Here is a 15,860-nt window from a genome sequence, read left to right as displayed (position 1 = left end):
TCATCCTTCCTTCGGAGTATTTGATATGACGAATCCCAACGAGGCCGCGGCGGAAGACCTGGAGCTGGTCGCGCTGTTCGAAGGGCTCGACACGCCGGGCGTGTCCGATGCGATGGACAAGCTCGGGCTGCACGGGCAGGCGCTCGGCATCATGCCGCTGGCCGATTACACGCAGGTCGTCGTCGGTCCCGCATTCACGGTCAAGTACGTGCCGGCGAGCGTGCCGCCCGGCACCGTCGGCGATTTCATCGACGACGTCGCGCCGGGCGACGTCGTGGTGATCGACAACGACGGCCGCACCGACTGCACTGTGTGGGGCGACATCATGACCCAGTACGCGGGGCTGCGCGGCATCGCGGGCACCGTGATCGACGGCGTGTGCCGCGACGTCAACAAGGCACTGGGCGACAACTATCCGTTGTTCACCGCGGGGCGCTTCATGCGGACCGGCAAGGACCGCGTTCAGGTCGAGTCGGTGAACGCGACGGTCGGGATCGGCACGGTGCGCGTGGCGGCGCGCGACATCGTCGTCGCGGACGCGAACGGCGTCGTGATCGTGCCGCGCGGCCGGGCACGCGAAGTCGCGCAGGTGGCACACCGGATCGAAGCGGTCGAATCGCACATCCGCGAGCAGATTGCACAGGGCAAGTCGCTCGGCGACGCACGCGCGGCGCTGGGCTATCACACACTGCAGAGCAAGGGCTGAATGATGAACGCGATTCGCACTTACGATGCAGCGCTGCTGGAACAGGCTCGCACACTCGGCACCTCCACGCTGTTCGAGGCCTCGGGCCTGGCCACCAGCGCCGTCGATCCGGCCATCCGCACGGTGTGGCCCGGCGCGTCGGTCGCCGGTCCTGCGTATCCGCTCGAATGCTCGCCCGGCGACAACCTGGCGATTCATGTCGCGATGGAGCAGGTGCCGCGCGGCAGCGTGCTCGTCATCTCGACGGGCGGCTTCGTCGCCGGTTACTGGGGCGAGGTGCTGACGGTCGCCGCCGAGGCGGCCGGTGTGGCAGGGCTGGTCATCGACGGCGGTGTGCGCGACATCGCGGCGCTGGTGGCTCGCCGTTTCCCGGTGTTCACGCGCGGCGTGTCGATGCGCGGCACGATCAAGGCGAGCGCGCCGTCGGTCGGGCAGCCGATCAGCTTCGCGGGAACGCCCGTGGCGGCCGGCGACCTGGTCGTGGCCGACGACGACGGCGTGCTGGTGATTCCGGCCGCGCACGTCGACGCGACGCTGGCCCAGGGGCAGGCGCGCGCCGACAAGGAAGCAACGTTGATGAACGCGTTGCGCGAAGGGCATAGCACGCTCGAACTGATGGGGCTGACGAACTGGAGGAACGCGCAATGAGCGCACCGATCGATACGCTGAACCGCTTCCTCGCCGCCGCTCGCCCGTCGGCGACCTACAAGGTGATGGATCGCGTGGCCGCCCGGCGCGCGAGCGGCGCCGCGGTGATTTCGCTGAGCGCAGGCGAGCCGGATTTCGACACACCGGCACACGTGCGCGAAGCCGGCATCGCCGCGATTCGTGAGGGCCACACGCGTTACACGCAGGTGGCCGGGCTGCGCGCGCTGCGCGAAGCGATCGCCGACAAGTTCGGGCGCGAGAACGGTCTCGACGTGGACTGGCGCGACACGCTCGTGTGCAGCGGCGGCAAGCAGGTGATCTTCAATGCGCTGGCCGCGACGCTGAACGAAGGCGACGAAGTCATCGTCCCCGCGCCGTACTGGGTCAGCTATCCGGAGATCGTGCAGCTTTGCGGCGGCAGATCCGTCGCCATCCCCTGCGGCGCGAAAAGCGGCTTCAAGCTGACGCCGGACGCGCTGCAGGCGGCGATCACGCCGCGCACGCGATGGCTGATCCTGAACTCGCCGTCGAACCCGACCGGCGCGGTATACAGCCGAGCGGAACTGCGGGCGCTCGCAGCGGTGCTGCTCGCGCATCCGCAGGTGCTCGTGCTGTCCGACGACATCTACGAGCACCTGGTTTTCGACGGGATCGAATTCTTCACGATCGCCCAGGTCGAGCCGAGATTGCGCGAACGCGTGCTGACGATGAACGGCGTGTCGAAGGCGTATGCGATGACGGGCTGGCGCATTGGTTTCGGTACGGGGCCGCGCTGGCTGATCGATGCGATGGAGAAGTTGCAGGGGCAACAGACGTCCGGTGCGTCGACGATCTCGCAGCACGCGGCGCTGGCCGCGCTGACGGGGCCGCAGGATTTCATCGCGCATTCGCGCGTCGCATTCCAGCGGCGGCGCGATCTGGTCGTCGAGCAACTCGACCAGGCGCCGGGTTTGCGCTGCGATGTCCCGGAGGGCGCGTTCTATGCGTTCGCGTCGTGCGAAGGGCTGATCGGTACGACGACACGTGCGGGCACGCGACTGGCGAGCGACGAGGACGTTGTGAACGCGCTGCTCGACGAAGCCGGTGTGGCCACCGTGCACGGCAGCGCTTTCGGGCTCGGCCCTTATCTCCGGATCGCTTACGCGCTCGACGACAAGTCGTTGCTGCGTGCATGCACTGCGATCCAGGATTTCTGCCGGACGGTGACGGCCTGAACGTCATTGTCCGTCCCGTATCAGCATGCCCGCTTCGGCCGACGTGTGTCGTGTCGTGGCGACGCGGGCGCTACGCCCTCTTTACCCGGGATTCGATCAGATGAGTCATGAATTTTCCCAGTCGCGCTTGTCGTTCGCCGTCGACCGCACCGAACTCGATGTGTCGGCCATTCATCGCGGTGGCGTTCACGCGCCCGTCGTGTTCCTTCACGGCTTTGGCTCGACCAAGGAGGATTACGCGGACATCGTGCGCCATCGCGCATTCGACGGCCGGCCTTTCGTTGCGTACGACGCGCCGGGCTGTGGCGAAACCTGGTGTGCGGATCTGTCGAAGGTCTCGATCCCGTTCCTCGCCGAAACGGCGCTGAACGTGATCGACCGCATGGGTTTCGATCGATTCCACCTCGTCGGACATTCGATGGGTGGGTTGACGTCGTTGATGCTCGCACACCGGTATCCGCCGCGCGTGCTGAGTTTCATCAACATCGAAGGAAACGTCGCGCCCGAGGATTGTTTCCTGAGCCGGCAGATCGTCGACCATCCGCGCGACAGCGCCGAGCGGTTCTTCAACGATTTCATCGACCGCACCCGCCGCGCGCCGGCCCATGCAAGCGCGCTGTACTCGGCGAGCCTGCGCCACAAGGTGCGGGCGGAAGCGGTCGGCGGGATCTTCCGCTCGATGGTCGACCTGTCCGACAACGGCGACCTGATGCGCAAATTCCTCGGCCTGCCGTTCCCCAGGATGTTCATGTACGGCGAGCAGAACGCGTCGCTGTCGTACTTGAGCGCGATCGAGGCACATGGCGTCGTACTGTCCGAAATCCCGGATTGCGGACACTTCCCGATGTACTCGAATCCGGTGCTGATGTGGCAGGCGATCGCGGACTTTCATGCACGTGCGGGCTGACATGCGTCATCCCGTGCCGGCGCGCGCTTCAAAAGTGCTTACCCCACGCGTTCCGCGTGAACGAGTCGGCGGGCGGCCGCCAGGCTGAGCACGAGCAGCGCCGCGACATACGCGACGACGGCGCCCCACGCACCGTGTTGCCAGAACGTGCCGCCGACCGAGCCCAGCACGCTCGACCCGAGGTAATAGGCCAGCAGGTAGAGCGATGCGGCATGCCCCTTCGCGGAACCGGCGAGATGCCCGACCCAGCCGCTCGCCACCGCATGAGCAACGAAGAAGCCGATCGTGATCAGCACGATCCCGGCGATGATCGCGACGAGCGAATGCGACAGCGTCAGCGCGAGGCCGGCCGCGAATACGAGCATGCCGCTGACCAGGACGGGCGCGCGCCCGAGACGATCGGCGAGCGCGCCCGCGCTCGACGAGGACACCATCCCGAACAGGTAGGCGCCGAAGATCAGCCCGCATGCGGTCGCGCTCAGGTTGAACGGCGCGGCCGTCAGCCGGAACCCGGCGTAGTTGTAGACCGTCACGAACGCGCCCATCACGAGGAAGCCGATCGCGAACACGAACGGCAGCCGCGCGTGATGCAGTTGCGCGCTCCACAGTCGCAGGTGGTGACGCAGCGTCAGGTCGGTTCGCTTTACGAAGCGTCGCGACTGCGGCAGCAGCATCACGAACGCGACCGCCGCGACGAGGTCGACGACGCCGATCGTCAGCATCGCGGTGCGCCACGAGAAATACTCTTCGAGCGCGCTCATCCCGATCCGCCCGATCATGCCGCCGAACGCGGTGCCGCCGACGTAGAGCCCCATCGACAAGCCTAGCCCGTCGGCGGCGATTTCCTCGGCGAGATAGGCCATCGCCACCGCCGGGACGCCGCCGAGCGCGAAACCTTCGAGTGCGCGCCAGATCAGCAGCAGGTTCCAGTTCGGCGCAATCGCCGAGAGCACGTTGAACAGCGCGGCCAGTGTCATCGACGCGAACATCAGCCCGCGTCGTCCGACGCGTTCGGACAGCGCGCCGGCGCACAGGATGGAGACCGCCAGCATCCCGGTCGACAGCGACAGGGACAGCGAGCTCGACGCCGCGCCGATGTGGAACTCGCGCGCGAACGCGGGCAGCAGCGGCTGCACGCAGTACAGCAGCGAGAAGGTGGAAAAGCCGGCCAGGAACAGCGCCAGCGCGATGCGCTTGTAGGCCGCCGAACGCGGCGACACGCCGGCGGGCAGCGCATCCGGCGCGGCGTTCGGGGCGCGCGAAATCGCGGGAGTAGACATGGGAGGGTCCCGGTGGGCCTGGGAATACCCGAATTCTTGCGCACGCCAACATATATGTCCAATATATGAAAGAAACCGTAGCGATACGTTTTGCGACTGGCTTGAAGGCCGTTTCTGTCTTTCCCCGGGATCACATAAGCGCATGGAACTTCGGCATCTCCGATACTTTCTGGCCGTGGCCGCCACATCCAACTTCACGAAGGCCGCGGAAACGCTCGGCATCGGGCAGCCGCCGCTCAGCCAGCAGATCAAGGCGCTCGAGAACGAACTCGGCGTGGAACTGTTCAAGCGGACCGCACGCGGCGCGGAACTGACCGTTGCGGGCGAGGTGTTCGCGGAAGAGGCACGGCGCGTGCTCGACGACGCGGAGCGCGCGGCGCGGGCGGCAAAACGGGCCGCGCGCGGGGAAATCGGCCAGCTTCGCGTCGGCTTTACCGGGACGGCGGCCTTCAATTCGAAGGTGGCGGACCTGATTCGCCGCTTTCGCGAAGCGTTTCCGGATACGGAGCTGACGTTGCAGGAGGCGACCTCGGGCGTGCTGCTCGAGGCGCTGGAGGCCGGGCGGCTCGACGTCGCGATCGTGCGTCCGGAGCGTCGTATCGCGGACACGTTGCAGGCAGCGGACTGGGACGAGGAGCCGATGTTCGTCGCGGTGCCGGTCGCGCATCGGCTCGCGCAGCGGCGTCGGATCGATCTGGCGGAGCTGGCCGACGAGGCGTTCGTGCAGGTGCCGCGCGAAGCGGGCAGCGCGCTGTTCGACGACATCGTCGCCGCGTGCAATGCCGCCGGCTTCCAGCCGCGCATGGCGCAGCCCGCGCCGCAAATCGCGTCGGCGGTGACGCTCGTCGCGGCCGGGCTCGGCGTGTCGATCGTGCCGAAGGCGATCACGCAGGTGCAGGTCGCGGGCGTCGTGTATCGGCCGGTCGCGGGCGATGGGCTGCGCGCGCGGCTCGCGATTGCATCGCGGCGCGACGATCCGTCGGCGGTGGTGCGCAATTTTTTGTTGCTGGCTTGGTAGCGCGGGACGGTGGTGTGGGATGCGTCTCGGCCACGCGCATCGCCGCGGCGTGTGGTGAATATTCTGATTGACGAACCGCGTACTTTGTCCGGAACGAACGCCGGCGCGGTTCCGTCACTTCGCGGCCACCCGCGATGCGGGTTTGATTCGTCTGTTCTCCGATGCGGCGTGGACTATAAATGGAGGCGTGTACCGGTGCTTGTCGGGCGCCCGCGCGTCTCGCGCGGGACAGCGCAGCGACTGCCCGGGGGAGGTGCACCGTGGTTCGCCAGACGCTTGCTCGCGCCGTGCTTCGCACCGCGTTGATCGGGGGGGTATTCGCCGTTGTTTTGGCGCCGCCACCGGCCGTTGCCGGGACCGTCGCGCCGCCACCATCCGTGATGAAGAACAGGCCCGCCGCGCGGCCTTACTCGATGCCGGTCGACTTCTCGGCGATCGTCGACCGCTACGGCCCGGCGGTCGTGACCATCATGACAGCTGCGACCGACCAGCAGGCAGGCGGTCCGTCCTTCGTGTACCTCGATCCCGACGATCCGCTTTCCGCGTTCTTCCGCCGAGGCGCGCCGCTGCCGCCCGTGCAAGGCGCACAGGCGCCTGTGCCCGATACGTCGCCGCGCGCGATCGCGGGCCTCGGCTCGGGCTTCATCGTCAGCGCCGACGGGGTGATCCTGACTTCCGCGCATGTCGTGGCGGATGCGACTGACGTGACGGTGCGACTGGCCGATCATCGTGAGTTGAAGGCGACGGTGGTGACCGTCGATCCGCAGAGCGACGTCGCCGTGCTGCACGTCGACGCGACGAAGCTGCCGGTCGTGCGTATCGGCGATTCGTCGCGGGTGCGTGCCGGCGAACCGGTGATGACGATCGGCGCGCCGGACGGTACGGGCAACACGGTCACGGCCGGCATCGTCAGCGCGACGTCGCATGCGCTGCCGGACGGCAGCGCGTTTCCGTTCTTCCAGACCGACATCGCGGTGAATCCCGACAACTCGGGCGGCCCTGTGTTCAACCGCACGGGCGACGTGATCGGCATCGCGCTACAGGTCTATACGGACGCCGATCGCTATGCGAGCACGACGTTCGCGATTCCGATCGCGCTTGCCGTCAAGGTGCGTGCGCAGGCGCAGGCGCAGATGCGGGCCAATGCGCAGGCGCAGCGCGCGTCGTCCGGCAACGCGCTCGGCGTCGACGTGCAGGATGTCGGCGTCGGGCTGGCCACCGCGTTCGGCCTGCCGCGTCCGGCGGGCGCGCTCGTCAACGGTGTCGATCCCGGCTCGCCTGCCGCCGCGGCCGGCGTGAGGCCCGGCGACGTGATCGTGAAGTTCGGCGGCAAGCCGATCGGCCGGTCGGCCGAGCTGAACGACCTGGCCGCCGCGTTGCCGCCCGGCGGAAAGGCGCCGCTGCGGCTGATCCGCAACCGCACGCCGATGATGCTGACGGTCAAGGGGGTGGGGACCGGCGACGCGATCGACAACGCGGCCGCGACGGGCAGCGCGGGCTCGGTCGGCGCGGCCGGTGCCGCCGGCGTGGCGATAGCCGCGGCACAGCCGGCAGACACCGGCGATCGGCTCGGGCTGACGATGCATCCGCTGAGCGACGCCGAACGGCGTTCGACCGGGCTTGCGGTCGGGATGATGGTGGATGCGGTGCACGGGCCGGCCGCGAGCGCGGGCATCCGACCGGGCGACGTCGTGCTCGAACTGAACGACACGCTGCTCGAAACGCCGGACGACGTGCAGCCGCTCGAAGCGAAAGGCGGCGTGATCGCCGTGCTGATCCAGCGCGACAACGCGCGCAAGTTCGTGTCGGTGCGCGCGCGGTAGGGCGTTGACGGGAGCGGGGGCGCGGTGTGCGTACGAATCTTCGACGCACGCGAACAGGACGCGTGAGCGACGGCACAGGAACGGCCTGCCGATTCGGTGCGATGCCATCGCCTCCTGGATCGGCAGGGCGCGACACGACGCGACGGCCGCCGGATCGACGGCGCGTCGCGTGAGCCTGGGCAACCCCTTACGGCTTCACCCCCATCACGAACTCGAACGTCGCCACGCCATCGACCCCTCCCGTCACGCGATCGCCCGGCTGCAGCGCACCGACGCCGGCCGGCGTGCCGGTGAAGATCAAATCCCCGGCCTTCAGCTCGACCGAGCGCGACACGTACGCGATCACGTCCGGCACGGCCCAGATCATGTCGGCGAGATCGCCTTGCTGGCGCGTTTCGCCGTTGACCGCGAGCCAGATCCGGCCGCTTGCCGGATGGCCGGTGGCGGTCGCCGCGCGCAGCGCGGTCACGGGGCCCGACGCGTCGAAGCCCTTCGCCCAGTCCCACGGGCGGCTCAGCTTCTTCGCCTCGGCCTGCAGGTCGCGGCGCGTGAGGTCGACGCCGACGCCGTAGCCCCACACGTGCGACAGCGCATCGGCCGGGTCGATCGAGCGGCCGTCCTTGCCGATCGCGACGACCAGCTCGATTTCGTGATGGAGGTCGCTGGTCAGCGGCGGATACGGGACGGTGCCGCCGGCCGGGACGATCGCGTCGGCCGGCTTCGTGAAGAAAAACGGCGGTTCGCGGTCGGGATCGGCGCCCATTTCGCGCGCGTGGTCGGCGTAGTTGCGGCCGACGCAGAAGACGCGGCGCACCGGAAAGCGCGCGGACGACTGTTCGACTTCGACGGAAGGACGCTCGGAAGCGTCGATGACGTATGCGGACATCGGATGGCCTCGTTCGATGAAAAGACGGATGCCGTTGCCCGCGCAATGCACCGCGGGCCGGCATGCATGGAACGATACCCGACGCTTGCGCGCCCGGATGCGACGCAACTGCGCTTTAACCGGACAAAACTACGCGTCGCCGGCCGCCGGCGCTTCGTCGGCGGCCGGCAGCGCGGCGTTCGCGTCCCGGTACGCCTTCGGCGACACGCCGACCCGCGCGCGGAAGCGCCGCGCGAAATACCCTTCGTCGCGGAAGCCGACCGAGCGCGCGATGTCGGCAATGCGCCGGCTCGTATGCGCGAGCAGCGATTGCGCGAGCGCGATCCGGCGCTCGGTCACGAGATCGGTGAAGGTGCTGCCGGTTTCCTTGCGCACCAGGTGCGCGAGGTAGTTCGGCGACAGGAACGCGGCCTCGGCGGTGGCCGCGAGCGTCAGGTCCTCGCGGGTCAGGTTCGCGCGCACGTGGCGCAGCACGCGCGCGAGCGCGTCGCGCCGGCCCGCCCGCTGGGCGCCGCGCTGCGCGAGCTTGTCGAGCGCGCCGGCGTACTGCGTGCAGACGAGCCCGATCAGCTGCAGCAGGTAGCCGCGCAGCAACGTGGTCGAGCCGAAGGTGCGCACGCGATCGGCATCGAGCATGCACAGCGCGAGGCGGCGTGCCTCGTCGAACGCGTCGCCGGTCAGGATGAAGTCGAGATGTTCCTGGAAGCGGAACGGCGACAGCTCCGGAAAGCGCTGCGCGGGGACATCCTCGAGATCGAGCGGATCGACGTCGAGGTCGGCGCGCAGGAACGCCTGGCTGAAGTTGATCACGATGAAGTGCGCGCCTTCCGGATGCGGAATCAGATGCTCGCGGTGCGGTAGCACGAACGCGAGCGCGCCGCGCGGGAACGGGCGCGTGACGCCGCCGATCCGCTGCTCGGTGTCGCCGCCGAGGTTGAACTGGATCTGGAAATACGCGTGCCGGTGCGGCTCGGTGATCGCCTGGCGCGACGCCTGGTCGCGGATGTAGAAATCGAGCCGGTCGCTGCGTTCGGGCATCCCGTACAGGCGCGGCGGGGCGGTGGAGGGCATGAAGGATTCTGCTGTTCGTGACGCGGTTGAGCCGCGATGGTACAGCGAACCGGGCGCGGCCGGAATCCGCGGGCAGATCCGCGGGCCGATCCGCGCAGGCCGGACGGGCGTGCCGGGCAGGGGCGTGCCCGCCCGGCGACCGGGCAATCAGACGGCCGGATGAAAGCCCAGGTAGCGGCAGCTCGCGCCGGCCTCGTCGGTGGCGAGCCGGCTGGATGCGCCGATCGATCGGAGCGTGTCGGCGGTCGCGGTGCGATTCGTGAGGAGCGTCCATGCCGTCGGCGCGGGCTCGGCGGACGCCGTCGCGCGCGCATCGTCGAGTGCGCTCAGCGCGGCCAGCAGCCTGTCGGCGGGCGGCGCATGAATCGCGAAGCCTTCGTTCGCGACGGCTGCCGTATCGATGCCGAGCGCCGCGCACAGTCGCGCGCGCAACGGCGTCTCGGCCGCGCTCGCGGCCCGCGCGCGCACGATGTTCTCGCGCGTGAGCGCATCGACGATCGTGCCGCCGCGGGCGAGCGGCGCCTGCTGCCATGCGTCGGGCGGGCACTGCTTGCCGTCCGGCATCAGCGGTACGAACGGATTGACCTCGGCCGGGTAGATCCGGCACACCAGCGGCCGTTCGTCGTAGATCCCGCAGCGCAGGTCGTCGAGCAGGTTCGGGCACGGCCCGGCATGCGATGCGGTGATCAGGGCGGTGATGCGTACCGGCAGCGTGCCGCTGAGCGCGGGCGACGAACGTGCCCGCTTGTACGCGGCGAACGCGTCGTCGGGGGGCGGTTCGACGGGCCATGGCACGGCGTCGCACAACAGTTCCACGTGGCCGCCGCGCCGCAGCCATGCAGTGGCCTCGGCGACGGTCAGCGGAATGCGCAGGTCGTGGCAGCAACGGCCGCAGCCGGTGCATGAAAAGTCGATGTCGTTCTGAGTCATTCGGATACGGAGCGGGATGCGACCGGCGTCGTCAGCCGGCGATCAGCGGCGCGACGCGCCGGCGCAGTTCCGGCACGACCTCTGCGTCGAACCACGGATGGTGCTTGAACCATGCCTGGTTGCGCGGCGACGGATGCGGCAGCGGCAAAACGTCGGGGCCGTAGTCGCGCCATGCCTGCACGGTGTCGGTCAGCGTTGCCTTGCGCGTGTCGCGCAGGAAATGCCGCTGCGCGTACTGGCCGATCAGCAGCGTCAGGCGGATCGACGGCAATTCGGCGAGCAACCGGTCGAGCCACAGGGGTGCGCATTCGGGGCGCGGCGGATTGTCGCCGCTCGCGCCGCGGCCCGGGTAGCAGAAGCCCATCGGCACGATCGCGAAGCGCGACGCGTCGTAGAACGTGTCGGCGTCGACACCGAGCCAGTCGCGCAGCCGCTTGCCGCTCGCATCGTCCCACGGGATGCCGCTCGCATGGACGCGGGCGCCGGGCGCCTGCCCGACGATCAGGATGCGGGCGTCGCGATGGGCGCGCACGACCGGGCGCGGGCCGAGCGGCAGATCGGCTTCGCACGCGCGGCACGCGCGGATTTCGGTGAGCAGCACGTCGAGCGGCGTGCGCATTCGTTTCGGCATCGATTCTGAACGGGGACGGAGTGGCGGCACGGATGCAAATGCGTCCTCGCGGCGCGGTGGGCCGCCGTGGACCGGCGCATCGCGTCAGGCGTTCCGCCGGGCGCGGCATGGCGCCGCGCGGCGGCCCCGGCATCCCGTGCCGGGATCACCCGCCCGCCGCACCGCCTTCGGCGACCGCAGCATCATACAACGCCGTCTGCGCGATCGCCGCGGCGATCGCCGCGTCGTCGTGCGTGCCGTCGAGCATGCCCCAGCGCCGGTATTGCGACAGGAACCACCGGCCTTCGTGCGGATCCGGCCGGTTCACGGCGCCGCCGTCGTGGAACCGGATCGGCAGCGGCGGCTGCGCGAACGGCCCCGCGCCGTAGTCGCCGAGCAGGCGCGGCGCGATCAGCCGCGCCGGCACGCCGAGCGCATCTGGCGATGCGAGCCAGCCGGCCGCGTCGCGGCGGTGCGCGGCATCGTCGAGCCACGCGCACGCATCGACGAGCGTGCGGATCAGCGCGCGCGCGGTGGCCGGATACAGCGCGACGAAATCGCGCCGGGTCGCGAGCACCTTCTCCGGATGATCGGGCCAGACCTCGCTGGTGACGGCGACGGTCCGGCCCGCGCCGCAGGCTTCGGCCACCGCGTGCCACGGCTCGCCCGCGCAGAAGCCGTCGAGCTCGCCGCTCGCGAGCGCCGCGACCATCTCGGGCGGCGGAATCACGACGCTGCGCACGTCGCGCAGCGGATCGACGCCGTGCGACGCGAGCCAGTGGTTCAGCCACATCGCATGCGTGCCGGTCGGGAAGGTCTGCGCGAGCAGCGGCTTGCGGCCGAGCGTCGCGAGGGCCGCGCGGACGTCGCCGCTGTCGCGGTACGCGTCGGCGAGGCCGCGGGCAAACGTGATCGCCTGGCCGTTGCGGTTCAGCACCATCAGCGCGGCCATGTCGGCCTGCGGGCCGCCGATGCCGAGCTGCAGCCCGCACACGAGCCCGTACAGCGCGTGCGCGGCGTCGAGTTCGCCGGTCAGCAGCTTGTCGCGCACGGCGGCCCACGACGGCTGGCGGCTCAGCTCCAGGGTGAGGCCATGGCGCGCGCCGAGATTCAGCTGTTGCGCGACGATCAGCGGGGCCGCGTCGCTCAGCGCGACGAACCCGAGACGAAGATGCGCGCGTTCCGGCGCGGCGGGAGGCGAAGGTTTCATGGCATTCATGACGGGTGGGTCGCATCGAGCAGTTGGCGCGCGACGTCGACGATGCGCAGGCCCTGATCCATCGCGCGCTTGCGCAGCAACGCATACGCATCGTGCTCGGACAGCCTGCGCTGATCCATCAGCAGGCGCTTCGCGCGGTCGATCAGTTTGCGTTCGGCGAGCTCGCGCTCGACATCGGCGAGCCGGCGGCGCAGCGCATCGTCGTGCGAGAAGCGTGCGAGCGCGACTTCGAGGATCGGTGCGAGGCGCTCGGCCGACAGCCCTTCGACGAGATACGCGCTGACGCCGGCGCCGACCGCCGCGTGAATCAGCGCCTGGTCGGCGTCGTGGCTGAACATCAGCACGGGGCGCGGCGCGGTCGCGTGCATCACGGCCAGTTGCTCGAGCGTGTCGCGCGACGGCGAATCGGTATCGATGATCACGACGTCGGGGCGCTGCTCCTCGACGGCGGCCGGCAGGCGCGCGGGCGTCGCGACGTCGTTGAGCATCTCGTAGCCGAGGCGCGCGAGCGCGTCGCCGAGCTCGCCGATCGGCTTGTCGGTGTCGGTGACGAGCAGCACGCGCAGGCGCAGGGGTGGAGCAGGCGTACTCATGAGGCAAACGGCGGCGGCAAAATCGTGGCGCGATACGCGGAGCGGGAGCCGTGGCCCCGTGCGGACATCGTGTCGGCACCGCGCGCGGCGCTCAGGCGGCCGGTGCGAGCCGCGCCGCTGCTTTCATGATAGATGGGCGGGCGGTGCCGCGTGGTGTCACGCATGCTACGCGGCCCGGGACAAGGTCGTTTCGACCGCGGCACCCGCGTCCGGCACGGCGTGCACGGCCGCTTCCCCGATCGCGCCGCCGACGAGTATCACGGCCGGGCTGCCGAGCCGTGCTGCCTCGATGCCGCGCGCGAGATTGCCGAGCGTGCCGGTCCAGCGGCGTTCGTCGGGCGTGCCGGCCCATTGCACGGCAGCCGCCGGTGTCGAGGCGGGCAATGCGGCGAGCAGGCCCGCCGCGATGCTGTCGACGCGGCTCATGCCCATATAGATCGCGAGCGTGGTGCCGGTCGCCGCGAGCGCCGCCCAGTCGGGCTCGCCGTGATCCTGGCGATGCGCGGTGACGAACGTGACGCCCTGACAGTGCTCGCGGTGCGTGAGCGAGACGCCGAGGCTCGCGGCGGCCGCGAAACCAGACGAAATGCCGTTGATGATGTCGACCGGAATCGCGGCGGCGCGCAGCGTCGCGAGTTCCTCGCCGGCGCGGCCGAACAGCAGCGCATCGCCGCCCTTGACGCGCACGACGTGCGCGCCGCGCAGCGCGTAGCGGCGCATCAGTTTCTCGATGAAGGCCTGCGGCGTGGAGCGGCAGCCGCCGCGCTTGCCGACGCGGATCACGCGCGCGTGCGGCGCAAGTTCCACGATGCCGGGCGCGACGAGATCGTCGAGCAGCAGCACGTCGGCGGCCGCCAGCGCCTTCACGGCCTTCAGCGTGAGGAGATCGGGATCGCCGGGGCCGGCGCCCAGCAGCGTGACTTTGCCAGTCGTCATGTCGTATTCCAGTGCCGCGTGAGTGCGGCGGTCGATAACGCGTTGTTGCTTGCGGCGGCGGCGGGCGGTCGAAGCGATCGCGACATCCGGCCGTGCCGCGCACGGGGGGACGTCGTTGTCCTGGTCTGCTGCGCCCGCCTGCGACGGCGGGCCTGATTTGCTGGGACTGCCCACCGGCGCCGTTGCCGGTGTTTGGACGGAGTTCAGCAATATCCGGGCCAACCTGCGCGAACCCGGCGGCGAGCGGGGCGATATGCGCGGCGATATGCACGGCGCGACGGCCACGACGGTTGCCGACCCGCATGCGGCCGAGGGGGGCGCGGCGCACGCGATGCCACATCGGCGTGCATCGCACCCCATCAGCGCGCACCGCGATGTCGCACGGCGACAGTGCTGCAGCGCACCACATCTGTGCCTCGCTGCCTCCCGACGCATCGTGCACGGCGCACCGCAGCGATGCGTGCGACGGTCGGCGAGCCTTGTGCGGCGGGGCTGCGCGTGCGATTCGGGCCGACATGGCACGGCGTTTGCGTAAGCTGGTTCGGGCGGATCAACGACGATTCGTCCGCAGTACCGATTACAGACGCGCCCGGCAACGGGCTTCATGGGCAACGGCGTCCTACACATCGGGTCTCGACGAGACCGGGTGTGCAGGACGCCGTTTTTCGTTTGGCGGATGACATGACCGACAAAGCTACCCGTATCGATCTCTTCAGCTTCCGCACCGCGCCGATGCGCGCGTTCCACATGACGTGGATGGCGTTTTTCGTGTGCTTCTTTGCGTGGTTCGCGTGCGCGCCGCTGATGCCGCTGATCGCGCGCGAATTCCACCTCACCGCGGCACAGGTCGCGAACATCAACATCGCCGCGGTGGCCGCGACGATCGCCGTGCGGCTGCTGGTCGGCCCGATGTGCGACCGCTTCGGCCCGCGCCGCGTGTATGCCGGGCTGCTCGTGCTCGGCGCGATTCCCGTGTTCGCGGTGTCGTTCTCGCACGACTACCTGACGTTCCTGATCTGCCGGCTCGGCATCGGCGCGATCGGCGCGGGCTTCGTGATCACGCAGTACCACACGTCGGTGATGTTCGCGCCGAACGTGGTCGGCACCGCGAACGCGACGACGGCCGGCTGGGGCAACGCGGGCGCGGGCGCGACGCAGGCGATGATGCCGCTGCTCGTCGCCGCCGGCCTGATGCTCGGCTTCGGCGACGACGCGTCGTGGCGCGTCGCGCTCGTCGTGCCGGGCGTCGCGATGCTCGCGATGGCCTGGGCGTACTGGCGCTTCACGCAGGACTGCCCGCAAGGCGACTTCGTCGCGCTGCGCAAGCAGGGCGTGACGGTCGACAGCGGCAAGAAGGGCGGCTGGGCGAGCTTCTTCGCCGCATGCGGCAACTATCGCGTGTGGATGCTGTTCGTCACGTACGGCGCGTGCTTCGGCGTCGAGGTGTTCATCCACAACATCGCGGCGTTGTACTACGTCGATCACTTCCAGTTGTCGCTGAAGGACGCCGGTTTCGCGGTCGGCCTGTTCGGGCTGCTCGCGCTGTTCGCCCGCGCCCTCGGCGGCTGGCTGTCGGACAAGATCGCCGCACGCCGCAGCCTCGACGTGCGCGCGACGCTGCTGTGCGCGCTGATCATCGGCGAAGGGCTCGGTCTGGTCTGGTTCTCACATGCGCAAGGCATCGGCATGGCGCTCGTCGCGATGCTGACCTTCGGCCTCTTCACGCACATGGCGTGCGGCGCGACCTATGCGCTGGTGCCGTTCATCGACCGCAAGGCGCTCGGCGGCGTCGCGGGGATCGTCGGCGCGGGCGGCAACGTCGGCGCGGTGGCCGCGGCCTTCCTGCTGAAGGGCGTCGGCGACGTGCAGCACACGCTGAGCCTGCTCGGGCTCGCCGTCACCGCGACCGCATTGTGCGCGATGGCCGTGCGCTTCAGCGAAGAACACAAGGCACGCGAGGCCGAGCTGCGCGACCGTGCGCTGGCCGCCGCGAACGCCGCGAACTGATCGACCGAAGGA

Annotated in this window: 15 protein-coding genes; 7 read left to right on the top strand and 8 right to left on the bottom strand. The window is 69.6% G+C overall.

Translation table 11 applies throughout. From position 1 onward, the window contains the following. Positions 1 to 25 precede the first annotated feature (25 nt). The 4 genes from DIE23_RS04250 to DIE23_RS04235 all read left to right on the top strand — a co-directional run bounded on the left by DIE23_RS04250 (position 26) and on the right by DIE23_RS04235 (position 3,475). Positions 26 to 706 carry an RraA family protein gene (locus DIE23_RS04250; RefSeq protein WP_124610952.1) on the top strand — a complete coding sequence of 227 codons (681 nt, stop codon included), beginning with the start codon at positions 26 to 28 and terminating at the stop codon, positions 704 to 706. Continuing rightward, positions 707 to 1,354, top strand: coding sequence for an RraA family protein (locus DIE23_RS04245; RefSeq protein WP_260435959.1), 648 nt, complete (start codon positions 707 to 709; stop codon positions 1,352 to 1,354). Further along, positions 1,351 to 2,568, top strand: coding sequence for a pyridoxal phosphate-dependent aminotransferase (locus DIE23_RS04240; protein WP_124610951.1), 1,218 nt, complete (start codon positions 1,351 to 1,353; stop codon positions 2,566 to 2,568). Before DIE23_RS04245 ends, DIE23_RS04240 begins: the two co-directional genes overlap by 4 nt. Positions 2,569 to 2,668: 100 nt before the next feature. Next, positions 2,669 to 3,475: an alpha/beta fold hydrolase gene (locus DIE23_RS04235; RefSeq protein WP_124610950.1), complete on the top strand. Its 807-nt coding sequence runs from the start codon at positions 2,669 to 2,671 to the stop codon at positions 3,473 to 3,475. A gap of 38 nt (positions 3,476 to 3,513) precedes the next feature. Here DIE23_RS04235 and DIE23_RS04230 read toward each other — a convergent pair whose 3' ends face one another. After that, positions 3,514 to 4,755 (bottom strand): MFS transporter, encoded by a 1,242-nt coding sequence (locus DIE23_RS04230; RefSeq protein WP_124610949.1) that lies wholly within the window; start codon positions 4,753 to 4,755, stop codon positions 3,514 to 3,516. Between the two features lie 142 nt (positions 4,756 to 4,897). On the opposite strand from DIE23_RS04230, the gene DIE23_RS04225 reads away from it, so the two are divergent. Together DIE23_RS04225 and DIE23_RS04220 are read left to right on the top strand one after the other, a co-directional pair. Next, positions 4,898 to 5,773: a LysR family transcriptional regulator gene (locus DIE23_RS04225; RefSeq protein WP_124611040.1), complete on the top strand. Its 876-nt coding sequence runs from the start codon at positions 4,898 to 4,900 to the stop codon at positions 5,771 to 5,773. A 260-nt stretch (positions 5,774 to 6,033) separates the two neighbouring features. Then, entirely contained in the window at positions 6,034 to 7,596 is a 1,563-nt protein-coding gene (locus DIE23_RS04220) for a trypsin-like peptidase domain-containing protein (RefSeq protein ID WP_185646380.1), read from the top strand. A 187-nt stretch (positions 7,597 to 7,783) separates the two neighbouring features. Here the strand turns inward: DIE23_RS04220 and DIE23_RS04215 are convergent, their stop codons facing one another. From DIE23_RS04215 to cobA, 7 genes are all read right to left on the bottom strand, one after another. Further along, on the bottom strand, positions 7,784 to 8,482 hold the full coding sequence (locus DIE23_RS04215; protein WP_124610947.1) for a fumarylacetoacetate hydrolase family protein: 699 nt from the start codon (positions 8,480 to 8,482) through the stop codon (positions 7,784 to 7,786). 129 nt (positions 8,483 to 8,611) lie between these two features. Beyond that, positions 8,612 to 9,553, bottom strand: a complete 942-nt coding sequence (locus tag DIE23_RS04210; RefSeq protein WP_124610946.1) for a helix-turn-helix transcriptional regulator — start codon at positions 9,551 to 9,553, stop codon at positions 8,612 to 8,614. A gap of 147 nt (positions 9,554 to 9,700) precedes the next feature. Next, positions 9,701 to 10,483: a YkgJ family cysteine cluster protein gene (locus tag DIE23_RS04205; protein WP_124610945.1), complete on the bottom strand. Its 783-nt coding sequence runs from the start codon at positions 10,481 to 10,483 to the stop codon at positions 9,701 to 9,703. A 31-nt stretch (positions 10,484 to 10,514) separates the two neighbouring features. Next, a complete protein-coding gene (locus DIE23_RS04200; protein ID WP_124610944.1) occupies positions 10,515 to 11,114 on the bottom strand; it encodes a uracil-DNA glycosylase family protein in 600 nt (199 codons plus the stop codon). A 145-nt stretch (positions 11,115 to 11,259) separates the two neighbouring features. Beyond that, positions 11,260 to 12,303, bottom strand: a complete 1,044-nt coding sequence (locus tag DIE23_RS04195; RefSeq protein ID WP_124610943.1) for a CmpA/NrtA family ABC transporter substrate-binding protein — start codon at positions 12,301 to 12,303, stop codon at positions 11,260 to 11,262. Positions 12,304 to 12,308: 5 nt separating this feature from the next. Further along, a complete protein-coding gene (locus DIE23_RS04190) occupies positions 12,309 to 12,905 on the bottom strand; it encodes an ANTAR domain-containing response regulator (RefSeq protein WP_124610942.1) in 597 nt (198 codons plus the stop codon). A 165-nt stretch (positions 12,906 to 13,070) separates the two neighbouring features. Then, on the bottom strand, positions 13,071 to 13,841 hold the full coding sequence (gene cobA, locus DIE23_RS04185) for a uroporphyrinogen-III C-methyltransferase (RefSeq protein WP_124610941.1): 771 nt from the start codon (positions 13,839 to 13,841) through the stop codon (positions 13,071 to 13,073). A gap of 681 nt (positions 13,842 to 14,522) precedes the next feature. Between cobA and DIE23_RS04175 the strand changes: the two genes are divergently transcribed. Further along, complete coding sequence (locus DIE23_RS04175) at positions 14,523 to 15,848, top strand: MFS transporter (RefSeq protein ID WP_124610940.1); 1,326 nt, start codon at positions 14,523 to 14,525, stop codon at positions 15,846 to 15,848. Positions 15,849 to 15,860: the final 12 nt, after the last annotated feature.

Source organism: Burkholderia sp. Bp9143, from assembly GCF_003853645.1.
GTDB lineage: Bacteria > Pseudomonadota > Gammaproteobacteria > Burkholderiales > Burkholderiaceae > Burkholderia.
The sequence above is the reverse complement of the archived record's forward strand: the minus strand, read 5'-3'. Positions and strand labels throughout refer to the sequence as shown.